This is a genomic window from Mesorhizobium sp. SP-1A (assembly GCF_032460275.1).
GTDB lineage: Bacteria > Pseudomonadota > Alphaproteobacteria > Rhizobiales > Rhizobiaceae > Mesorhizobium.
This window is the reverse complement of record NZ_JAVXZD010000009.1, coordinates 17,005-38,968: the sequence shown is the minus strand read 5'-3', so window position 1 is coordinate 38,968 and position 21,964 is coordinate 17,005. Positions and strand designations below refer to the sequence as shown.

Sequence of the window (21,964 nt, the reverse complement as noted above, 5' to 3'; positions counted from 1 at the left end):
GGAACACGCCCTGACCGTCGGTTAGCCGCCTTCGCGCGACGCAAGGTGTGTCCAACTTGCTGCAAGCGGCAAGGTCCCCGCCAGAAGCATGGCGGAGAGCGGCCTCGCTTCTATTTTCTGTGATTGGCGCAAAACCGCAGTTGGCCTACGCTGGAGCGTGACTTTGTGAGCGCGCCATGCCCGAAGAGATCGAAGTCGACACCGACAAATTGCATGAGGCGATCCAGGAGGAGGTCGAGCGGGAAGGCGGTGCGCTGCTGCGCACGATCGCGCTGACGACGGCGCTGTTCGCCGCGCTGGCGGCAGTGGCCTCATTGCTGGCCGGCAGTACGGTCAATGAGGCGCTCGCGCTCAAGACCGAGGCGACGCAGATGCAGACGCAGGCGTCCGACCAGTGGGCATATTATCAGGCCAAGGGCATCAAGGCCGTCATTCTCGAAAGCCAGCAAGGCCTTCTGTCGAGCGCCGGCAAAGCGGCTTTGCCGGACATCGAAAAAAACTTCAAGCGCTACAGGGACGAGCAGCAGGAATCGCAGAAGAAGGCTCAGGAGTTCGAACGGCGGCGCGACGAGAAGAACGCGGAAGCCGATCACCTGATCCATCGCCACCATTTCTTCGCCTATGCCGTTGCGCTGCTGCAGGTCGCGATCGCACTCGGGGCCGTGGCGGCGTTGACGCGGAAGCGCCTCGCCTGGGTCGGGTCGACGGCTCTTGGTGTCATCGGCGCTTGCATATTCCTCTGGGCGCTGGTCACTTCCTGAGCCGCGTCCATCGCCGGCCTTCGGCGCTCATGACCTCGCGAGAGACACAAAACCTTGCGATATTGACAGAGCTTTTGGTTTTCATGCCGGCGAGCGTATCGGCGTCCGGAGCCCGATGTTTCGATGCGTGTCGAAACATGGGGCACTATAATTTGGCTTATAGTCGTCGCGATCATTTGGAGGCCGCCATGCCGAACCCCAGTATTTCCGCCACGGCGTTTCTGATTGCAGACCAGAGCCGCGCGGCCATGCTTATAACCTTGCTGGACGGACGCGCTTTACCCGCCGGCGACCTGGCCCGTGCATCAGGAATCACCCCGCAAACCGCCAGTTCCCACCTCGCCAAGTTGCTGGAAGGCGGTTTGATCTCCGTGGAAACGGAGGGGCGGCATCGCTATTACCGCCTCGCCGACAGCCATGTTGCTCAAACCCTTGAGCATCTGGCCGCGATCCAGCCCGAAGCCACGGCGAGACCGGAAGCCCTCACGTCCCAGCATCGGCAGCTGTGTTTCTGCCGGCGCTGTTATGATCATCTGGCCGGACAGGTGGGCGTAGAGGTGACGCGGGCCTTGCAGAATCTCGATTACATCCGATCGGCATCAGACAAGCAGTTCATCGTAACCGCAGCCGGAGCCGAATGGTTCGGCAACATCGGCGTAAACGTCGCTTCCCTAAAGCCGACCCGTCGCGGCTTCGCGCGACAATGCCTCGACTGGACGGAGCGCGTCCATCATCTCGCCGGGCCTCTCGGCGTTCGGTTCATGGCCACTTTGTGCGCGAAGGGCTGGCTTCGCCGCTCCCGGTCATCGCGGGCCATCATCGTCACGCCAAAGGGATCAAACGCGTTGAAAAAGCAGCTTGGCGTTGACATAGCGGAACTGAAACTGTCGCGTAATTCCTAAACCTTTTATGTCACCACCTGAGCTTGTCGCAACAGGTGTCGCAGGTTCGGGAAATTTTCCCGACATCATGGATAGATGCAATATCGGCTCAGGTACTGAGCACACGGGTGTCAACGAAAGCTCTGCAAGCTCATCGCTGGACCACAGGTCACGTGTACCGCCGCTGCATGGGGCACCAGAAATCAACAATAGAATTGTGCCACAGCAGCCATAATTGATTGAAATAAATTGTCTGCGTCGGCAGATGATCTTACGATGCTCTATCGCAATTTATTCGAAGGAGCTAATTAATGAAATTACTTTCTCTGGCGTTGTTGACTGTCTCTGCATTTACACCCGGCCTTGCAATTGCGAAAGGACTTCCAGAAGGGCACCGGCTGGCGGAACTTACATTCGAAACATTTGATACGACCGGCCGTGGCTTTATCGATCTGCCTCAGATGCTGGAAATCCAGCAGATGGTCTTCGCCTCGATGGATGCCGATGGTGACGGTAAAATCTCGCGAAACGAGATGCTGCAGTGGGACTACGGTTTCTCGAATCTCGCTTCGGAAAATAACCGGCAGACTGCCTATCAGACTGCACTAAAGGTACTCCACAGCCTGTGGGACCTGAATGACGACGGCCAGGTGGATGAAACCGAGTTTCGTAAGGCCAGTATTGCCGACTTTGAAAGAGCCGACATCGACAATGACAAGCTTCTATCCAAGAAGGAATTCATCAGGGGCTTTTCCGTGCTGGTCGCTTTGCGCGCGGCGTTGAGCCCGCAGGAATGATTACGAGACAACGGCCCGTGCATCCCGCCTGTGCGTTACAGACAAGAGGCCCTGTCGTGCAGCCAACCGCCGCCTTCTCTGTTTCGAAGCGAAAACCAAAGTCCATGCTTCATAACCTTTGCCTGGTCCCGACTGACTAAAGGAACGCGGTCTGTTCCGGAGCAAGCGAAGGCCGTTCCTCGTCCTGTGCTATTGCGATTCCTGCTTGAGATAGGCGATCACATTGGCGACGTCGGCGTCCTGCTTCAGCCCGACGAAGGCCATTTTGTTGCCTTTTATCGTGGCCTTTGGATCGTGCAGATATTTGGCCAGTTCTTCTTCGGTCCAGACCAGCCCTCCTTTGCCGGCTGCGACCATGGCGGGCGAATAGCTGTAACCAGGATGGGTGCCGGCGGTGCGGCCTACCACGCCGTGCAGCGAGGGGCCGATCTTGTTCTTGTCCTGATCGGCGAAATGGCAGGCCTTGCATTTTACGAAGACCTTTTCACCGGCTGCGGCGTCCTGAGCCTGTGCCTGGCCAGCGATCAGGCCCAACAGGGACATTGCAGATAGTATCATGGTTGTGCGCATGGGTTCTCCTCAAGCATCGCAAGGATGCCCTAACGATGATATGTGCGGCACGGCTTGATCCGTTCCTCTGCCGATATATGCCTACAAGGTGAAACCCCGCCGGCGCGAAGAAGCTAGCCCCCGATCCGGCGAAGTCAACTGCGCAAGGGTCAGCCGTGCGTCCGTCCGGCCCTTTTGTTGACGGGCAACAGCGGAACACGTAGGTTTCGCCGACGGTCTCTTCCGGCACCTGAGGGACCAGTCGAGGTGGTTGATCGCCGCCGTCATTGTAGGCGCAACGGTGATGTTGCGTGCGAAAGGCATGGTGCGAAGTGAGTATCGTCGATCTCATCCTGACGGTTTGCCTGGTGACCAATCCGGGAACATGCCGCGACGAGCATCTCCATTTCGAGAGCAATGGGCTCTTGATGAACTGCATGTTCCTCGCACCGAGCGAAATCGCCAAATGGACGCAGCAGCACCCCAAGCTCCGGGTCAAGCGTTGGAAATGCGCTTTCCCTGGCAGATCCCGGGACATCTGATCCAGAGACATGGGCATCGCGCGACGGGACATGCTTGGAATGGTGCTGGGCGCCGGCGCTTTGCTTGCGGCGCCATGGTCCTATGCCCGCGCCAATGCAAGAGTGCGGATCGGCATCCTTAAATTCGGTACCGTCGACTGGGAGATGGAAGCGCTCAAAAAGCATGGCTTCGACAAAGCCAGCGGCGTTGATCTGGACCTCGTCTATTTTGCCGGCGAGGAGGCCAGCAATGTCGCTTTTCTGGCCGGCGACATCGACATCATCGTATCCGACTGGCTGTGGGTCTCGCGGATGCGCTCGGAAGGCAGCGACGTGACGCTCGTGCCTTATTCGACATCCGTCGGCGCGATCATGGTGCCGGGGGATTCGCCCATCCACGCCGTAGGCGACCTCGCCGGCAAGACGATCGGCGTGGCCGGCGGTCCGCTGGACAAAAGTTGGCTGCTGATCCGCGCAATGAGCGAGCGCGACGAGCGTATAGACCTCGTCAGGCAAAGCCGGGTCGCTTACGGCAGCCCCCCGCTCCTGCAACAGAAGATGATCGAAGGCGAGTTTGATGCAGTGCTGAACTTTTGGCATTTCTGCGCGCGGCTGGAGGCGAAAGGCTTTCGCCGGCTGTTCGGGGCCGACGACGCGGCACAGGCGCTCGGCGCGTCGGGGCCGGTCTCGTCGCTAGGCTATGTTTTCCACGAAGAGTGGGCGAAGCGGAATCCGTCCAGCCTGACAGGATTTATCAAGGCCTCGGCCGCCGCAAAGGACGTGCTGGCGAAGTCCGACCAAGACTGGGAAGCCCTCGCACCCGTCATGCGTGCCCAGGGCGACGAATTGCGAACCCTGCGCGACCGCTATCGCGGCGGCATTCCCAGAAGACCGCTGGGCCAAGAAGCGGCCGATGCGGCCAAACTCTACCGGGTTCTGGCCGAAATCGGCGGACGGAAGCTGGTTGGCAGAGCCGCCGAGATGGCGCCCGGAACATTCTGGCAGGCGGCGGCACAATGAGGTCGCGGGCAGTTGCAGGAAACGCCGACACCACGGTCGAGGGGCGCGCGGTTTCCAGCCGCTCCCGCCTTTCCCTTTCCTTCATTCCGGCACTGACGGTCGTCGCGTCACTTGTCGCGCTCGGCCTGCTATGGGAGGTCGTCGCGAATGCATGGCAAAACCGCGCCCTTCCGACGCCGTTTGCCGTCTGGCGCACGTTGGCGGCGGAAGCCGTCGGAGGCGATCTCTTCTACAATCTTGGCGCCACGCTCGGCCGCGTGGCTGCGGCCTATATCGTGGCGATGGTGATAGGCTCGGCGATCGGCACTTTTCTCGGGTTGTCGCGGCGTGCGAACCGCTTCTTCAACCCGTGGCTCATTCTCTTCCTCAATATTCCGGCCCTCGTCGTCATCGTGCTCGCCTACATCTGGTTCGGGCTTAACGAGACGGCGGCGGTGGGGGCGGTTGCAGTCAACAAGATTCCCAATGTCGTCGTAGTGATGCGCGAGGGTGCGCGGGCTCTGAACCCTGCTTATACGGATCTGGCGGCGGTCTACCGCTTCGGTTGGGCCGATCGCCTCCGCCACGTGATGATGCCGCAACTACAACCTTTTCTTGCGGCCGCTTCGCGCACCGGTATCGCCCTGATCTGGAAGATAGTGCTGGTGGTGGAATTGCTGGGACGTTCGAACGGCGTCGGTTTCCAGATCGGCGTCTATTTCCAACTTTTCGATGTCGCCGGCATATTGGCCTACACGTTTGCTTTCGCAGCGGTCATGCTGGCGGTGGAGTTCCTCATGGTGCAGCCCCTTGAACGACATGCGACCCGTTGGCGCCGCCGGACCGCTTGAGGTCAGGATCGCCGAAAAGATCTTCGTCCCGGCCCAAGGCGTTCCTCTGACGGTACTGCGCGACCTCGTCTTTGAGGTCGCCGCCGGCAAGTTCGCTTGCCTGCTCGGACCGTCGGGCTGCGGCAAGAGCACGACACTGCGCATCCTGCTCGGCCTCGATCGGGAATTTTCAGGCTCGTACGGCCTGCCTGGAGGCGGCGTGGCACGCATCGCCGCGGTATTCCAGGAGCCGACGCTGCTGCCCTGGCGCACGGTCGAGCAGAATGTCAGGCTAGCCATGCCGCCAGGCAAGCGCCACACTGACCTCGAAGGATTGTTCGACACGCTCGGCCTTTCCGAGATGCGCACGCTCTATCCGGGTGAGCTTTCGCTGGGTCTCGCGCGCCGCGTAGCGCTAGCGCGGGCTTTTGCCATAGAGCCGACGATGCTTTTCCTCGACGAGCCCTTCGTCTCTTTGGACGAGCCGACCGCCAGGCGGCTGCAAGACCTTTTGATATCGGTGTGGTCGGCCCGCCCGACCACGGCGCTGATGGTGACCCATAATCTTCGCGAGGCGCTGACGCTGTCGGACAGGATCGTGGTGCTGTCGCCACGGCCCGCCCATGTGCTCGGCGTCTTCGACATCAACCTGCCGCGCGAAAGTCGCGACCCGCAGGCGATGAGCGATCTGTTGCGGTCGTTTCACTCGAAATTTCCCGATCAGGCCGGAGCGGAGCAGGCATGCAACGACATCGTCCCGTGACGGACATTTCGCGGCGCAGGCTGGTCGGCAGCCTTACCTGTCTCGGCGCGCAGGCGGCGTTGGCGCCATTATCGCTCGGCTCTGCCGCGCTCGCCAGCAAAACCCCTCTCGCGTTGAAAACCGTCGCCGATGGCGTTCTGGCCTTCGAAGGCGTTGTCGAACTCGAGACGCCGCGGAACCAGGGAGCCATCGCCAATCTGGGCGTGGTGATCGGATCGGAAGCGGCGGCAGTGATCGACAGCGGCGGCAGCGTGGCACAGGCGGAAGCCTTTATCGCCGCGATCAAGGCGGTGACGGCGAAGCCGGTTCGCTATCTCATCAACACCCACATGCATCCCGACCACATATTCGGCAACGCTCCGTTCCACGAACTCGGCGCGCAGATCGTCGGGCACCGCAATCTGCCGCGCGCACTGGAAGCGCGCGGCGCCTATTATCTGCAAAGCTACCGCGAGCAGATCGGCCCGGCGTTGATGGAAGGTATGGAGATCGTGCCGCCCAGCGTTACGGTCGAAGACACGATGCAACTCGACCTCGGCAATCGCCGGCTCGAGTTGAAGGCCTGGCAGGCCGCCCATACCGACAATGATCTGACGGTCTACGACCCCTCGAGCGGTACGCTGTTTGCCGGGGATCTGGTGTTCGTCAACCACGTTCCGACACTGGACGGCTCGCTGCTCGGCTGGATGCGGCAGATGGATGCGCTCGCCGCAATTCCCGCCATCCGCGTCGTGCCCGGCCATGGACCGGTGCCTTCGCCCTGGCCGCAGGCGCTCGCCGCCGAACGCCGCTATTTCGAAACGCTTGTCGCCGACCTTCGCAAGGCCATCGCCGCCGGCGTGCCGATGGCAGATGCGGTTGCGAAAGCGGGTGCCAGGGAAGCGAAAGAGTGGGCGTTGTTCGACGACTACAACGGCCGCAATGCCATCGCGGCCTATGCCGAACTCGAATGGGAATGATGCCGCCCGGGCCGGCAGCTTCGGGCTTCGGTTTGTCAACCGCCAGTCAAGGGGTTATGGTGGCGACTTGCCGGGCACCACCTTTCCCATCGGTGGAGGCAAGTGATGCAGACCAGGACGTTGCGTGCACGGCGGGCTTTCTTGTCCGAAATCTTGTTCGGCATGGCACTTGCTGCCATTGGCATAGGCATCGGCGTCGCCCCAGCGTGGGCCCAGCAAACCCCGGACTCTTCGGAGGGAATTTGGCAGGGCCTCAAGGGTGACGTATTCGGCGACCGCAGCATCGGCGATGCCAATGGCGTGGTTTCGATCCAGGCGCCGAAACGAGCGGAAGACGCAGCCCTGGTGCCGATCGGGATCACGATCGATCCAGCGCGGGCGCCGCAAGGGGTCATCGGCCTGACGTTGGTGATCGACGCGAATCCCTCCCCGGTCGCCGCGATCTTCAAGATCGGCAAAGACGCCGGCGTCACCCACATCGCCACGCGCGTTCGCGTCAATGATTATTCTTATGTGCGCGTCATCGCCGAAACGCCGGATGGCGGGCTCCACATGGCCAAGAGCTTCGTCAAGGCATCCGGCGGCTGCTCGGCACCGGCAGTGAAAAACATGGACGAGGCGCTGAAGACCATGGGACAGATGAAGCTGCGCCAGTTTGCAGCCTCACAGACAGGCGGCAAGCAGCCTGAGTTGCAACTGATGATCCGACACCCCAACAATTCGGGCCTGCAACGCGATCCGCTGACGCAATATTTCATTCCCGCGCATTTCATCCAGACACTGGACATCTCGCAGGGCAGCCGGCCGCTAATGTCGATGGAAGGCGGAATCTCGATCTCGGAAGATCCTAATTTCCGCTTCGATTACAAGGTTATCGGCACCAGCGAGATCAAGGCGCAGGCGACCGACACCAAAGGCAAGACATTCAACGGCGCGTGGCTGCCGGAAGCGAACGGCATGTGACCCGGCCGAAGCTCAGAAGCAGCGGGCGTCTGCCTCGGCCTGGGCACGCTTGAGTTCATCGCTCGATTCCCTGGCCGGCTTGCTCTCCTTGAACAGCCCCGCGCCTTCGCCGGACATCAGCGACATGCTCTTGAACGTCGCAGCCCTTTCGTAGCGGGAATAGGGCAAGATGGAGGCGATCACATCAATGGAACAGGAACAGGATTCGAGGGCCTGTCGCGTCTGGCCGTTGGCGCGCATGCAACCCAGGACGTAATCCACCACTGCCACTGTGGGATAACGGTCGACAACCTCCGCCGTTGCGGGCGCAAGCATCGTGGCAAAGAGTGGCAGCGCGAGCAATGCTGCATGTCTGCTCATCAAACAACTCCGTATCGCAGGAGCCGGAACCCATCAAACCGGTCGGTCCGCATCGACCAGCTCCGATCACACGAAGCCGCAGTTGGTGTCATTCATGGAGACAGGTCAAGCGCAGTCGGATGGCATCTAGGACTAAAGTAGCAGCACTGCAGAGCCTGAGGGACTATGGCGGAATCCCATAAGGCGGATGCATGCCGGCGCTGTAACATTGCGCCGCTCTGTTACAGGAAGCGCGTTTGCGGCCCGTTTCCAAATTGACAAAATCGCCCATCGAAACCCCCTTTCGGGTTTGATCGAATTCTTCAAGTAGTAATCTGTACATATTCATCGGTTGGTTCTTCAGAGAATTTTATCTCAACAGATTGTTTCCTATAAAATGTAGATTTGTAAGTATAATGCAATATCTATATTTATATTGCGTGGCACAATTTAGCACATTGCAGTGCAATATATGGCGCTTCCCCGCGTAGCGACTATTGTGCTTGCGAATTGGTTTTCGATGCCATAGGCTTTTCTTGCTTCTGGCTTCAATGGATGCGTCGTCATAGGGAGGCGCGCAACCCTTTCGTAGGTCAAGCGAGCGGGTGGTAAAGGTGCCCGCCGACCCGTCTCGCTTGGTCGTGACACGCTGTCGGAAATATTTCCCCGTACCTGAATCGCTTGGGCATGCCCTGGTGGATGAACGGACGATTCGCCATTGCGACAATTGGGAGGATTCTTATGCGCGTAATAGCCAAAGTCACCCAAGCTTTCACTGCCGCGACCTTCCTGTCGGTCGGGGTAGCGGGCGTTGCGTTCGCCAATGACGATCTGGCGAAGATGAGTGAGAATGCAAAAGACTGGGTCATGCAGACCGGGGACTATGCGAACCAGCGCTATTCCACTCTAGATAAGATCAACAAGGACAACGTGAAGAACCTTCAGGTCAAGTGGAGCTTCTCCACCGGCGTTCTGCGTGGCCATGAAGGCGGGCCGCTGATCATCGGCGACGTGATGTATCTCCACACGCCTTTTCCGAACAACGTCTATGCGCTTGACCTGAAGAATGATGGCAAGATCCTGTGGAGATACGAACCGAAGCAGGACCCCAACGTCATTCCGATCATGTGCTGCGACACAGTCAACCGCGGCGTTGCCTATGCGCCGGCGGCGAGCGACCATCCAGCCATGGTCCTGCTCAACCAGGCCGACACCAGCGTCGTGGCGCTCGACGCCAAGACCGGCAAGGAGATCTGGAAGGTCAAGAACGGCGAAAACACCGACGGCGGCAAAGGCGAGTCCGGGACGTCGGCGCCTGTGGTCGTCAAGGATAAGGTTCTGGTCGGCATTTCCGGCGCCGAGTTCGGCGTGCGCGGTTCGCTCGCAGCCTACAATCTGAAAGACGGTTCCGTGGCCTGGAGAGCCTATTCCACGGGTCCGGACGACGAGGTGCTCGTCGACCCGGAAAAGACCACCGAACTCGGCAAGCCGATCGGCAAGGATTCCAGTCTCAAGACCTGGGAAGGCGAGCAGTGGAAGACTGGCGGCGGCACAACCTGGGGCTGGTATTCCTACGATCCCAAGCTCAACCTGATCTACTACGGCACGGGTAATCCCTCGACCTGGAACCCGGTGCAGCGTCCCGGCGACAATCGCTGGTCGATGACCATCATGGCACGCGACGCCGATACCGGCATGGCCAAGTGGCTTTACCAGATGACGCCGCACGACGAGTGGGATTATGACGGCGTCAACGAGATGATCCTTGTCGACGGCATGGAAGTCGGCGGCAAGAAGCATGACGTGCTGGTGCATTTCGATCGCAACGGCTTCGCTTACACGCTGGACCGCGAAAGTGGCGAATTGCTCGTCGCCGCGAAATACGATCCCGCGGTGAATTGGGCCTCCAAGGTCGATATGGATCCCACGAGCAAGACCTACGGGCGGCCGCTGGTCGATCCCAAATACTCGACCGACCATAACGGCGAGGACACCAACACGGCGGGCATCTGCCCGGCGGCGCTAGGCACCAAGGACCAGCAGCCCGCGTCCTATTCGCCCAAGACCGGCCTGTTCTACGTGCCGACGAACCATGTCTGCATGGATTACGAGCCGTACAAGGTGAGCTATACGGCGGGCCAGCCCTATGTCGGCGCGACCGTTTCGATGTACCCGGCGCCGGGTAGCGACAACATGGGTAACTTCATTGCCTGGGATGCCGCCAAGGGCGAGATCGTCTGGTCGAAGCCCGAGCAGTTCTCGGTCTGGTCCGGCGCGCTGGCGACGGCGGGCGACGTGGTCTTCTACGGCACGCTCGAAGGCTACATCAAGGCGGTCGACGAGAAGGGCAACGAACTCTACAAGTTCAAGACCCCTTCCGGCATCATCGGCAACATCACGCCCTTCGAACGTGACGGCAAGCAGTATATCGCCGTTCTGTCCGGTGTCGGCGGCTGGGCCGGCATCGGCCTCGCGGGCGGCCTGCTCTCGCCTGACAACGCCGCTGCCTGGCATGGCGCGGTCGACCAGGGCCGTGCGCAGGGCAACGAAAACGAGGTCGTCGGCACCGCGGGCCTCGGCGCGGTGGGCGGCTATGCCGCGCTCGCCGACTATACCACGCTTGGTGGCCAGCTCACGGTGTTTGGCCTTCCCGACTGACCTCCCAGGACCGGAAAAGCCTCCCGCCGGACGACAACGGCGGGAGGCCAAAAGGGCCAGGCCGAATTCGGTGACTTCCGTCGCGCCGTTGTCGCCTGTCATAAACGAACCAACCGGCCATCTCACTTGACCGCTGTCAACAGCAGGCCAGATTGAGGAAGAGCATCTTGATGTCGATCCGCGCAGCAATTCCCGTCCTGATCCTGACTCTTCCGGCTCTGGGCGTCTGCCTTCCGGCTTATGCGCAGGACAGCGCCGAGAAGGCCAAGGCCGTCAAGGACGAGAATGGAAAATACTACGACGCCGAGGGCAACCCCACCTACAAGATCGAGAACGGTCAAGTGGACTGGTATACGTTCAGCGGCTATCGCCGCTATCACTCCGACTGTCATGTCTGCCACGGGCAAGACGGTACCGGCTCGAGCTACGCTCCAGCATTGGTGAACAGCCTCAAGACCATGGACTACGCCACCTTCCTGTCCATCGTCGCGGAGGGCCGCAAGAATGTCGGCGGCGGCAAGGAAAACGTCATGCCGGCGTTCGGAGACAACAAGAACGTCTACTGCTACATGGACGATCTTTACATCTACCTGCGTGCGCGCGCCGACGGCGCCGCGCCGCGCGGCAGGCCACCCAAGCATGAACAGAAGTCGCAGGCGGCCAAGGACGCGGAAGCCTCCTGCATGGGCAATTGACGCCATGGCGAAGCGGGGCGGCGCCACGCCGCGAACCGGGTTGCGGAAAAAGGTGGCGGCCGGTCTTGCAGCCGGCGCGCTGGTGACGGCGATGATGTCGCCGGGCGGCGCGCTGGCGCAGTCGAGCGGATTGGGCACTGCCGGCGAACTGGTGGACCAGAACGTGCTACGGGTGTGCGCAGATCCTTCCAATATGCCCTTCACAGACAAGAACGGCGAGGGTTTCGAGAACAGGCTGGCGACGCTGGTAGCGGAAAAGACCGGTCGAAAGTCCGTTTCCTACACCTGGTTCCCCTCGATCATGGGCTTCGTGCGCAGGACGCTGGCAGCGCATCGCTGCGACCTCATCATGGGCTACGCCCAGGGCGGCGACGCCGTGCAGAGCACCAACGCCTATTACCGCTCCGTCTATGTGCTGGTTTATCCCAAAGGCAGCGACATCGCCGGCGCCGACACGATCGAGGATGCGAAACTGGCCGGCAAGCGCATCGGTGTAGTGGAAAGCACGCCGCCGACTGCCAACATGGCCGCAAATGGGCTGATGCGGACGGCCAAGGTCTATCCGCTGGCCGTTGACACGCGCGTCACCGAATCCATGGCCGAGCGCATGCTCAAAGACATGAAGGCAGGGGCGATCGACGCGGCGATCCTGTGGGGGCCGATGGCCGGCTACTATGCCAAGCAGATGAAGGCCGATGTGGCGCTGGTGCCGCTGGTCAAGGAGAAGTCCGGCCAGCGCATGGCCTATCGCATCACCATGGGTGTGCGGCGCACCGACCAGGAATGGAAGCGCACGCTCAACAAGGTCATTCGGGAAAACCAGGATCAGATCAACAGGATTCTGCTCGACTATAACGTGCCCATCATCGACGAACACGACAAGCCGATCACGCAGTAGCGTCGGGTCGGCGCAGCAGACAGTCCTAGGCGACGAAGGATGAAGGAAAAGGTGACAGCCTTGCTGCTTGCAGCTTCCCTCCCCGGCCATTTCGCGCCGGCCTGGGCGGAAACAGTCGAGGAGCCGGCTGGCTATCGCATGGAGGGTTATCATGCTCCGGTGCCGGCGACGCTGCGCGGTGCCAAGGTGGTGACGACCGGGCAGGCGGAAGCGCTGTGGCGTGGCGGCGAGGTGGTGTTCCTCGACACCATGGCGCACACGCCGAAGCCGGCCGACCTGCCCGCGGGAACGATCTGGCGCGAGCCGGGCCGCAAGGACATTCCCGGCAGCCTGTGGCTGGCCAATGTCGGCTACGGCGCCTTGCCGCCTGAAACCGAGGCCTACTATCGCAAGGCGCTGGAAAAGGCCTCGCGGGGCGCCAAAGACAAGGCGTTGTTGTTCTATTGCATGACCGATTGCTGGATGTCCTGGAACGCGGCCAGGCGGGCGATCGAATGGGGTTACAGCGCGGTGCTTTGGTATCCGCCAGGAGCCGACGGCTGGGAAAAAGCAAAACTGCCCCTGAACGAAAACAGACCTTACATCCTGGAAAATTGAATGCTGTTCTATATCGCCTTTATTTGATTGATTTCATGTCGAAATATTTCATTTGTCCATTTTGGAGTGGACCAGCCATTGCATAATAGTGTCTGCAATGGTGAAATGGGAAGATGGCCTTCGCGAGCCAGGAAGAGGAGAAAGCGATGAAGAAAAGCTGGAAGAAGCCGGCCATGTGCCAGGTGGCCGCCGGTTTTGAGATTTCGCGGTATCTGCCCGCCGAAGTCACGCCGAAGAAATAAGCCGGCATTGGACGTGTGCCCGGAAAGCCGGGCACACGTTTTCGGCCGTCTTGAACACTCGCCCGCCTAGCGGATGATCTCGGCCAATGTTCGGATTTTCTGAGCGGAGGTTGTGTTGCGTCTGAAAATCATTGGTTCGGCCGCGGGCGGCGGATTTCCGCAATGGAATTGCAACCATCGTCTCAGCCAGGCGGCGCGATTCGGACAGGCCGGCGTGCGCCCTAGAACCCAGTCGAGTCTTGCGGTCTCGCCTGACGGCAAAGGATGGGTGCTGTTCAACGCCTCGCCGGACATAAGGCAGCAGATCGCGGCGACGCCGGAGCTACAGCCGCGGGCGGACGGGGAACTGCGCGCCACCCCGATCCGGGCGGTGGTTCTTACAAATGGCGATGTCGACCATGTGGCGGGGCTGCTCAGCCTGCGCGAGCGACAGCCTTTCGCACTCTACGCGACGCAAGAGGTTCTGGACGTGATCGCGCAGAATTCCATCTTCAACGTGCTCGATCCTGCAATCGTGCCACGCCGGCCGCTGCCGCTCGGCGAAACCGTCGCCGTGCTCGACGGCCAGGGCGAGGAAACCGGCCTTGCCGTCGAAGCCTTCGCGGTTGCGGGCAAGATCGCGCTCTATCTCGAAGACAGCAGCGACCCGCAGGCCGATTTTGGATCGGACAGTGGCAACACGATTGGCATCCGCATCGCCGATCGCGGGCGCAATGCCTTCTACGTTCCGGGTTGCGCGCGCGTGGATGCCGCGCTTAGGGAACGCTTCGCCGGTGCAAGCTGCCTGCTGTTCGACGGCACGCTCTACACCGACGACGAGATGATTGCCGCCGGCGTCGGCCAGAAGACCGGCCGTCGCATGGGCCATATCTCGATGGAGGGGGCAACCGGCGCCGTCGCGGCACTCGCCGGCCTTGCCATCGGTCGACGCATCTTCGTTCATATCAACAACACCAACCCGGTGCTTGACGAGAACTCGCCCGAACATGCGCGCATAAGGATGGCCGGCTGGGAGATCGCCCACGACGGCATGGAGCTTGACCTGTGAGCGGTTTCCATGACGCTGCCCGCAACGGGCTTTCGCAAGACGAACTCGAGGCGGTGCTGCGCGAAGTCGGCGCGCTGCGCTACCACAACCGCCACCCCTATCACCACCGCATGACGGCGGGCGAACTGTCAAAGGGCGAATTGCAGGCCTGGGCGCTGAACCGCTACTGCTACCAGGCTGTCATTCCACGCAAGGACGCGGCGATTCTGGCGCGCGCCGAAGACCCGGCTTTCCGGGCGGAATGGCGCAAGCGTATCGAGGACCACGACGGCGGCGACGGCTGGAACGGCGGCATCGCACGCTGGCTGCATCTCGCCACCTCGCTCGGGCTGGATGCCGAACTGGTGAAAAGCCAGCGGCTGGCCCTTCCGGCGACGCGCTTCGCCGTCGGCGCATACCTCTCCTTCTGCTCGCAACGCAGCCTGCTGGAGGCCGTCGCTTCCTCGCTCACCGAACTGTTCTCGCCGGTTATCATCAACGAGCGCGTACCGGCGATGCTGGCGAAATACGACTATGTAACCGCTGACACCCTTTCCTATTTCACCCTCAGGCCCGAACAGGCCGCCCGCGATTCCGACTTCGCGCTGGCCTATGTCCGTCGGCACGCCGACACGCCGGAACGCCAGCAGCAAGTGATCGATGCGCTGGTCTTCAAATGCGATATATTGTGGGCGATGCTCGATGCGCTGCAACACGCCTATGGCGAGGGAGGCGCGAACATCCCGCCCGGCGCCTTCCGTCCGGACCCGTCATGACGGCCGGCCGGCAAAGGTCGATCGTCTCGTCGGCATCGGTGCCGCGCCTGCCCGGCCATGTGCGCATCCAGTTTGATCCGGTCCGGCAGGCACACGCCGTGCTGTCGCCGGAGAAGGTCTTCTGGCCGAACGAGGTCAGCCTCGACATATTGAACCGCTGCGACGGGGTCACGACGGTCGGCGAGATCGTCACCGATCTGGCGCGGATCTACGATGCCCCACAGGAAGAGCTGGCCGGCGACGTCATGCTCTTTCTACAGGAATGGTCCGACAAACTTCTGGTGCGATTGTGAGCGCGCAGCTTCCTCCCATCGGCATGCTGGCGGAACTGACGCATCGCTGCCCGCTTCAATGTCCTTATTGCTCCAATCCGGTGGAGTTGCTCAAGGCGAACCGCGAGCTTGACACCGAAAGCTGGCTCGACCTGTTCGATCAGGCCGCCGATCTCGGCGTACTGCAAGTACATCTTTCGGGCGGCGAGCCGACGCTCAGACGCGATCTGGAACAGTTGATCGCAGGGCTCGCTGCCCGCGGCGTGTACACCAATCTTATCACTGCTGGGGTCGGTATCGCCGAAGGCCGCATCGAGGCGTTCGCCGAAGCCGGGCTCGACCATCTGCAACTGAGCTTCCAAGGCGCATGGGCCGAAACAACGGACAGGATCGGCAACCGGCGCGGCGCACACGAAAGCAAGCTGAAGACAGCATGGCAAACCGTTTCCGCTGGCCTGCCGCTCACCATCAACGCGCCGGTCCATCGCCACAATATCGATGAAGTGCCGGCCTTCATCGAACTGGCGCTGTCGCTGGGCGCGGAGCGGCTGGAAATCGCCAATGTGCAATATGGCGGCTGGGCGCTTCTCAACCGGCAGACGCTGATGCCCGATCGGGCGGCGATCGAGCGTCACGCGGAAATCGTGGAAGAGGCCCGGCAAAGGCTGGCCGGCATTCTCAATATCGACTTCGTGACGCCGGATTATTTCGCGACCTATCCGAAACCCTGCATGGGCGGCTGGGCGCGGGATGCCTTCATGGTCGCGCCCGACGGCACGGTGCTGCCGTGTCATGCCGCGCAAACCATTCCTCTGCTGACTTTCGAGCGCTTCGGCGAAAGGACGCTGGCCGAGATCTGGGAAGATTCACCGGCTTTCAACGCCTTCCGTGGAACCGACTGGATGCAGGAGCCGTGCCGCGGCTGCGAGCGCCGCGAAATCGACTGGGGCGGCTGTCGCTGCCAGGCCATGGCAATCGCTGGCGACGCGGCGGCGACTGATCCGGCCTGTATAAAATCGCCGCTTCATGCACGCATGGCAGCGGCGGTAACAGAGGCGCAAGCGGTTGCGCCCGGCCACGCCACCGCCTTCGTCTATCGACGCATAGGCATGCAGAAGGCACACGATACGGTTTAGGTGTAAGGCGATCCTACGCTCAGTGTCGGTCACCGCGAAACAGAATTTCGCCGTTCGGCATCGACAACCGTCGTCACGGAACGTGGCTCGGCGCGATGGCCCAGACACATTTCCCGGGTTTGATAATTTTCGTGAACCGGTTACAGTCGGTCCGGGCACCTAGACTTCGCTTCTGATCGGCCATTGCCGAGCTTTGGCGCAAGAATGGGTATTGGTTTTGATGACAACCGCTAGACCACGCGCCGCCGCGGTCTTTACTGGTTTGGTTGTGCTTGCCATAAGCGGCTTCGCGGCAGGGATTCCGATTGCCGTCGCGCAGAGCCAGGCGCCTCAGCAGGCGCCCGCGAAGAAAGCCGACAAGCCTGCCGCCGAAATCCGGATCGGCTATCTGCGCGCATTCGCGCCGGAACTGACGCTTTCCCTGCTCGACCGGCCGCCCAAGGATCTCGGCCTGGCTGGCGCCAAGGTGGGTATCGACGACAACGACACCACCGGCCGCTTCCTGCGCCAGCATTTCGTGCTCGACACCGTCGAGATCAAGCCGGATACCGATCCGGTGCAAGCGTTCAACGATCTTGTCGCCAAGGGCGACCGCTATGTGGTGGCCGATCTTTCGGCCAGGCAGGTGCTGGCCATTGCCGACATCGCCCGGGACAAGGGGGTGCTGGTCTTCAACATCGGCGCCACCGACGACAGCCTGCGGGAGGAGGATTGCCGCATCAACGTCTTTCACGTCGCGCCGACGCGCTCGATGCTGGCCGACGCGCTCGCGCAGTATCTGATGTGGAAGCGCTGGTCGAACTGGGCGCTCGTGTACGGCTCTCATGAAGGCGACCGACTCTTTGCCGATGCGCTGCGGCGCGCCGCCGCCCGCTTCGGCGGGCAGATCGTTGCCGAAAAGGAGTTTAAGGACACGGGCACGGCACGCCGTACCGACACCGGCGTGACGCAGATCCAGAAGCAGATCTCGACTTTCACGCAAGGGTTCCCGGATTACGACGTGATGCTGGTCGCCGATGAAAGCGAGGTGTTCGGCGGCTATGTTCCCTATCGGACCTGGATGCCGCGGCCAGTGGCGGGAACCGCCGGGCTGGCCGCTTCGGCCTGGCACCCCGCCAGCGAGCAATGGGCCGGCATCCAGATGCAGAGCCGTTTCCTGAAGAGCAGCGGCCGTCATATGCTTTCCAGGGACATGCTGGCCTGGACGGCGGTGCGCATCGTCGGCGAGGCCGCAACCCGCGCCGGTGGCACCGACGCGAAGACGATGGAAGCTTACCTGCGCTCCGACAAGTTCTCGGTCGCGGCCTTTAAGGGCCAGAAGCTGACCTTCCGGTCATGGAACCTCCAGCTTCGGCAGCCGCTCTTCCTTGGCGACACGACATCGGTGATCTCGACTTCGCCGCAGGAGGGCTATCTGCACCAGGTCTCCGAACTGGACACTCTCGGCGTCGACAAGCCGGAAACCAAATGCACCCTCAAATGAAATGACAGGAGGAAAATCGGTGCGAGTAAGAGCGCGCATATTGGCACTGCTTGCAGCCGGCATGGCGAGCGGCCCTGCCTTCGCCTACACTGCTTATGTCTCGAACGAGAAAGGCAATTCGATCAGCGTCGTCGATACCGAGACGATGAAGGTGGTCAAGACGGTCGATGTCGGGCAGCGCCCGCGCGGCATCACCCTCTCGCGTGACGGCAAGTTGATCTACCTGTGCGCCAGTGACGACGACACGGTCCAGGTCATCGACACTGCGACCATGGAAGTGGTCGGTTCGCTGCCGTCGGGGCCGGACCCGGAACTCTTCGTGCTCTCGCCGGACGGCAAGAACCTGTACGTCGCCAACGAGGATGACAATCTTGTCACCGTCATCGACGTCCAGAACAACAAGGTGCTTTCGGAGATCCCGGTCGGCGTGGAGCCGGAAGGAATGGGCGTGAGCCCTGACGGCAAGGTGCTGGTCAACACGTCCGAAACCACCAGCATGGCCCATTTCATCGACACCGAAACGCATGAGGTGACCGATAACGTGCTGGTCGACACCCGGCCACGCTATGCCGAATTCACTCCCGACGGCTCCCAAGTGTGGGTCAGCGCCGAGGTTGGCGGCACCGTCAGCGTGATCGACAACGCCAAGCGCGAAGTGGTGCGCAAGATCAGCTTCGATATTCAGGGGCTCAGGGCCGAAACGATCCAGCCGGTCGGCGTCAACATCAGTGCCGACGGCAAGAAAGCCTATGTCGCCCTCGGCCCCGCCAACCATGTCGCGGTGGTCGACACCAAGACATACGAGGTGCTGAAATACATCCTCGTCGGCCAGCGCGTCTGGCATCTGGCATTCACGCCTGACCAGAAGACGCTGATTTCCACCAACGGCAACTCGAACGACATCACCTTCATCGACACGGCGACGGACGAGCCCGTCCAGTCGCTGACCGTGGGCAAGGAGCCATGGGGTGTCGTTGTCGCGCCGAAATAGCACCGCCACCAGGGAGGACATGATGAAATTCCACACCGCCCTCGCCCTTGCGGCCTTGACGGGATTGGTCTTTGCGCCGTTCACCGCTCATGCCGACGACGAGGATGCGCCCAAAGTCACACGGGCGAGCAAGAACCTGCCGGAACTGGTGCTCGGCTCAAAGGATTCGACTTACGACGTCAATCGCAAGGATTTCGAGCTGGTCGCCGGTCAGGGCTACCGCTGGAAGATTTCCTCGCATGGCGGCTTCGAATACAAGTTCATGACCGATCTGTTCCGCAACGTCTGGGTAGACCAGATCGTCATCGACGACCTCGAGGTCCACATGGCGGGCGCCCCGGCATGGCTCGAATTCGATGACAAGGGCACCATCCTGGTGCAATTCCATACAGTGCGGCCCGGCGAATACACCTGGTCGATCCCCGATCTGGCCGACAAGGGCATGAAGGGAAAGATCATCATCAAGTAACCGGCTATGTTCAGGCTTGCGAGGAACTCGTCTTGCAGCATGTGAGGACAATCGACCGTGAGGACGGGCCGGCGGCGCTGGATGTCGCCGGCGTCAGCCATTTCTATGGCCGCAAGCAGGCGCTGGAGAACGTGTCCTTCAGCGTCCGTCCGGCAAGCTTCACTGTCCTGCTCGGCCTGAACGGCGCTGGCAAGACGACGCTGTTTTCCTTGACCAACCATCTCTACGACACGCGCCACGGCACGATCCGCGTGTTCGGCCATGACATCAACCGCGAGTCCGGCGAGGCGCTGCGACGCATGGGCGTTGTCTTCCAGGCACGAACGCTGGACCTCGATCTCAGCGTCCGCCAGAACCTCGCCTATCACGCCCGGCTACACGGCATCGGCGGCCAAGAGGAGGCGCGGCGTACCGCTGCCGCGCTTGAGATCGTCGAGATGAGCGATCGGGTGGACGACAAGGCGCGCAACCTTTCAGGCGGCCAGATGCGGCGCGTCGAGATCGCTCGGGCGCTGTTGCACAGCCCTGCTTTGATGCTCCTGGACGAGCCGACAGTCGGGCTGGATATCCGCTCGCGTGCCGGCATCCTCAAGACGATCCGGGGTCTGGTGAAATCGCGCGGCCTCGCGGTCCTGTGGGCAACGCATCTGATCGACGAAGTCGATGACGGCGACGACGCCGTGGTGCTGCGGCAGGGCGAGGTCGCGGCCCGGGGCCGGGTCCGCGACATCGTCGAGGCCAGCGGATGCGGCTCGATCGGCGAAGCTTTCGCACTCCTGAACCGGGCAGAGACAGCGGAGACAACGTCATGAGCGCGCCGCTGGACAACGCCGCGCAAGACGTGCTTGCGCCGCGCGGCACGCGCCTCGGCCTGCGCCAATACATGACCTGCCTGAAGGGCATCGTGGTGCGCGAGGGCCTGCGCTTCCTTCATCAGCGCGAGCGCTTCATCTCCTCGCTGGTCCGGCCGCTGCTGTGGCTGTTCATCTTCGCTGCCGGCTTCCGCCAGGTGCTCGGCGTGTCGATCATCCCGCCCTACAAGACCTACGTGCTCTACGAAGTCTATATCATGCCGGGTCTGTGCGGCATGATCCTGCTGTTTTCCGGCATGCAATCGTCGCTGTCGATGGTCTACGACCGCGAAATGGGCAATATGCGGACCCTGCTTGTCAGCCCCTTCCCGCGCTGGTTCCTTCTGCTTGCCAAGATGCTGGCCGGCGTCGCCGTATCCATCGCGCAGGTCTATGCCTTTCTCGCCGTAGCATGGTTCTTCAATGTCCGCGCCCCGGCAATGGGCTATCTCTGGATCCTGCCGGCGCTCTTCATGGCCGGATTGATGCTGTGCGCGCTCGGCATGGTTCTTTCCTCCGTCATCCGGCAACTGGAGAATTTCGCCGGAGTCATGAATTTCGTGATCTTCCCCGCCTATTTCGCCTCGCCGGCCCTCTATCCGCTGTGGCGCATCCAGGAAGCCAGCCCGATGCTCTACTGGATCTGCCGCGCGAACCCGTTCACCTATGCCGTCGAACTGGTGCGCTTCGCCCTTTACGGTCAGGTCGAATGGACCTCGCTCGGCGTTGTCTGCGCGTGCACCGCACTGTTTCTCGCCGCCGCGATCCTTGCCTATGATCCGGCCCGCGGGCTGATGAACCGCAAGAAGGACATGGGAGCTAACGCCTGATGGCCAGGATATTGCTTGTCGCGATCGCCGCCATTGCGCCGCTGCTTGTTCCGGCGGGCGCCGTGGCGGCCAATATTGATTCCGACTGGCCCTGCGTCCAGCGCAAGGTGCCGCGCCTTTCCGTCGGCGAGGTCTGGAACGGGCCGGAATTGCCGAAATCGGCCGCGGATTGGGAAAAGGATACCCAGATCGCAACCCTTGTGGCGGAACTGTCGGCACGACGCATGCCGCTGGACGAGGCCCGCAAGCGGATCAAGGATCTCGTCGCCGCGCAGCCGGCGGATCAACTCACGCCGAAACTGGAAATGCTGATGCAGGGGCTGTTCGACCACATGGACAGCGAACGCACGCAAGTCATGGAAGGCATCGCCCGCTATGCGCGCAAGCAGGCCGCCATGGCCGCGGACCTGCGCAAGCAGAGCGCGGCGCTGGACGTGCTGGCCACCAAAGCCGATGCCGACCCGGCCGAGATAGAGCGGCAGACGGACCGGTTCAATTTCGCCACCCGCATCTACGATGAGCGCCGGCAGTCGCTGAGTTCCGTCTGCGAAGTGCCGACGATCATCGGGCAACGCCTTTATCAACTGGCCAGGGCGGTGCGGGAAGCCCTGCCGAAGCAGTGACGCCTGAAAGACGTCTCAGCCGATCCAGGTCGGGAAAGAAGTATGCCGCAGCGG

General features: G+C 61.6%; 25 protein-coding genes. 23 read left to right on the top strand and 2 right to left on the bottom strand.

Annotated elements, in window-relative coordinates:
• Window positions 1–176: 176 nt before the first annotated feature.
• The 3 genes from QU595_RS26725 to QU595_RS26715 all read left to right on the top strand — a co-directional run bounded on the left by QU595_RS26725 (window position 177) and on the right by QU595_RS26715 (window position 2,439).
• Entirely contained in the window at window positions 177–761 is a 585-nt protein-coding gene (locus QU595_RS26725) for a DUF4337 domain-containing protein (RefSeq protein WP_315927721.1), read from the top strand.
• A gap of 188 nt (window positions 762–949) precedes the next feature.
• The gene (locus tag QU595_RS26720; RefSeq protein ID WP_315927719.1) at window positions 950–1,663 is read left to right on the top strand and encodes a helix-turn-helix domain-containing protein; all 714 of its coding nucleotides are present in this window, start codon (window positions 950–952) and stop codon (window positions 1,661–1,663) included.
• Window positions 1,664–1,953: 290 nt separating this feature from the next.
• Window positions 1,954–2,439 (top strand): EF-hand domain-containing protein, encoded by a 486-nt coding sequence (locus QU595_RS26715; RefSeq protein WP_315927717.1) that lies wholly within the window; start codon window positions 1,954–1,956, stop codon window positions 2,437–2,439.
• A 189-nt stretch (window positions 2,440–2,628) separates the two neighbouring features.
• Here QU595_RS26715 and QU595_RS26710 read toward each other — a convergent pair whose 3' ends face one another.
• A complete protein-coding gene (locus tag QU595_RS26710; RefSeq protein WP_315927715.1) occupies window positions 2,629–3,009 on the bottom strand; it encodes a cytochrome c family protein in 381 nt (126 codons plus the stop codon).
• 311 nt (window positions 3,010–3,320) lie between these two features.
• Between QU595_RS26710 and QU595_RS26705 the strand changes: the two genes are divergently transcribed.
• From QU595_RS26705 to QU595_RS26680, 6 genes are all read left to right on the top strand, one after another.
• Complete coding sequence (locus QU595_RS26705) at window positions 3,321–3,530, top strand: hypothetical protein (protein ID WP_315927713.1); 210 nt, start codon at window positions 3,321–3,323, stop codon at window positions 3,528–3,530.
• 9 nt (window positions 3,531–3,539) lie between these two features.
• A complete protein-coding gene (locus QU595_RS26700; protein WP_315927711.1) occupies window positions 3,540–4,529 on the top strand; it encodes an ABC transporter substrate-binding protein in 990 nt (329 codons plus the stop codon).
• Entirely contained in the window at window positions 4,526–5,359 is an 834-nt protein-coding gene (locus QU595_RS26695; RefSeq protein ID WP_315927709.1) for an ABC transporter permease, read from the top strand. Before QU595_RS26700 ends, QU595_RS26695 begins: the two co-directional genes overlap by 4 nt.
• Window positions 5,328–6,101, top strand: coding sequence for an ABC transporter ATP-binding protein (locus tag QU595_RS26690; protein WP_315927907.1), 774 nt, complete (start codon window positions 5,328–5,330; stop codon window positions 6,099–6,101). Before QU595_RS26695 ends, QU595_RS26690 begins: the two co-directional genes overlap by 32 nt.
• Window positions 6,080–7,060 (top strand): quinoprotein relay system zinc metallohydrolase 2, encoded by a 981-nt coding sequence (locus tag QU595_RS26685; protein ID WP_315927707.1) that lies wholly within the window; start codon window positions 6,080–6,082, stop codon window positions 7,058–7,060. Before QU595_RS26690 ends, QU595_RS26685 begins: the two co-directional genes overlap by 22 nt.
• Window positions 7,061–7,201: 141 nt before the next feature.
• Window positions 7,202–8,023 carry a quinoprotein dehydrogenase-associated SoxYZ-like carrier gene (locus tag QU595_RS26680; RefSeq protein ID WP_315927705.1) on the top strand — a complete coding sequence of 274 codons (822 nt, stop codon included), beginning with the start codon at window positions 7,202–7,204 and terminating at the stop codon, window positions 8,021–8,023.
• A gap of 12 nt (window positions 8,024–8,035) precedes the next feature.
• Here QU595_RS26680 and QU595_RS26675 read toward each other — a convergent pair whose 3' ends face one another.
• A complete protein-coding gene (locus QU595_RS26675; protein WP_315927703.1) occupies window positions 8,036–8,383 on the bottom strand; it encodes a hypothetical protein in 348 nt (115 codons plus the stop codon).
• 819 nt (window positions 8,384–9,202) lie between these two features.
• Between QU595_RS26675 and QU595_RS26670 the strand changes: the two genes are divergently transcribed.
• From QU595_RS26670 to QU595_RS26605, 14 genes are all read left to right on the top strand, one after another.
• Complete coding sequence (locus tag QU595_RS26670; protein ID WP_410000580.1) at window positions 9,203–11,020, top strand: methanol/ethanol family PQQ-dependent dehydrogenase; 1,818 nt, start codon at window positions 9,203–9,205, stop codon at window positions 11,018–11,020.
• Window positions 11,021–11,190: 170 nt separating this feature from the next.
• Entirely contained in the window at window positions 11,191–11,715 is a 525-nt protein-coding gene (locus tag QU595_RS26665) for a c-type cytochrome, methanol metabolism-related (RefSeq protein ID WP_315927699.1), read from the top strand.
• Between the two features lie 4 nt (window positions 11,716–11,719).
• The gene (locus QU595_RS26660; RefSeq protein WP_410000577.1) at window positions 11,720–12,613 is read left to right on the top strand and encodes a quinoprotein dehydrogenase-associated putative ABC transporter substrate-binding protein; all 894 of its coding nucleotides are present in this window, start codon (window positions 11,720–11,722) and stop codon (window positions 12,611–12,613) included.
• Between the two features lie 39 nt (window positions 12,614–12,652).
• On the top strand, window positions 12,653–13,210 hold the full coding sequence (locus tag QU595_RS26655) for a PQQ-dependent catabolism-associated CXXCW motif protein (protein ID WP_315927697.1): 558 nt from the start codon (window positions 12,653–12,655) through the stop codon (window positions 13,208–13,210).
• Window positions 13,211–13,567: 357 nt separating this feature from the next.
• Entirely contained in the window at window positions 13,568–14,500 is a 933-nt protein-coding gene (gene pqqB, locus QU595_RS26650; RefSeq protein WP_315927695.1) for a pyrroloquinoline quinone biosynthesis protein PqqB, read from the top strand.
• Window positions 14,497–15,255 (top strand): pyrroloquinoline-quinone synthase PqqC, encoded by a 759-nt coding sequence (pqqC, locus tag QU595_RS26645; protein ID WP_315927692.1) that lies wholly within the window; start codon window positions 14,497–14,499, stop codon window positions 15,253–15,255. Before pqqB ends, pqqC begins: the two co-directional genes overlap by 4 nt.
• Window positions 15,252–15,548 (top strand): pyrroloquinoline quinone biosynthesis peptide chaperone PqqD, encoded by a 297-nt coding sequence (pqqD, locus tag QU595_RS26640; protein WP_315927690.1) that lies wholly within the window; start codon window positions 15,252–15,254, stop codon window positions 15,546–15,548. Before pqqC ends, pqqD begins: the two co-directional genes overlap by 4 nt.
• Window positions 15,518–16,663, top strand: a complete 1,146-nt coding sequence (gene pqqE, locus QU595_RS26635; RefSeq protein WP_315927688.1) for a pyrroloquinoline quinone biosynthesis protein PqqE — start codon at window positions 15,518–15,520, stop codon at window positions 16,661–16,663. The genes pqqD and pqqE overlap by 31 nt, the downstream gene beginning before the upstream one ends.
• 220 nt (window positions 16,664–16,883) lie before the next feature.
• Window positions 16,884–18,146: an ABC transporter substrate-binding protein gene (locus QU595_RS26630; protein WP_315927686.1), complete on the top strand. Its 1,263-nt coding sequence runs from the start codon at window positions 16,884–16,886 to the stop codon at window positions 18,144–18,146.
• Window positions 18,147–18,207: 61 nt separating this feature from the next.
• Window positions 18,208–19,137, top strand: coding sequence for a YVTN family beta-propeller repeat protein (locus QU595_RS26625; protein ID WP_410000579.1), 930 nt, complete (start codon window positions 18,208–18,210; stop codon window positions 19,135–19,137).
• Between the two features lie 22 nt (window positions 19,138–19,159).
• Entirely contained in the window at window positions 19,160–19,606 is a 447-nt protein-coding gene (locus QU595_RS26620; protein WP_315927682.1) for a hypothetical protein, read from the top strand.
• 32 nt (window positions 19,607–19,638) lie between these two features.
• Window positions 19,639–20,418 carry an ABC transporter ATP-binding protein gene (locus QU595_RS26615; protein ID WP_315927680.1) on the top strand — a complete coding sequence of 260 codons (780 nt, stop codon included), beginning with the start codon at window positions 19,639–19,641 and terminating at the stop codon, window positions 20,416–20,418.
• Window positions 20,415–21,287: an ABC transporter permease gene (locus QU595_RS26610; RefSeq protein WP_410000576.1), complete on the top strand. Its 873-nt coding sequence runs from the start codon at window positions 20,415–20,417 to the stop codon at window positions 21,285–21,287. Before QU595_RS26615 ends, QU595_RS26610 begins: the two co-directional genes overlap by 4 nt.
• The gene (locus QU595_RS26605; RefSeq protein ID WP_315927678.1) at window positions 21,287–21,910 is read left to right on the top strand and encodes a hypothetical protein; all 624 of its coding nucleotides are present in this window, start codon (window positions 21,287–21,289) and stop codon (window positions 21,908–21,910) included. Before QU595_RS26610 ends, QU595_RS26605 begins: the two co-directional genes overlap by 1 nt.
• Window positions 21,911–21,964 lie beyond the last annotated feature (54 nt).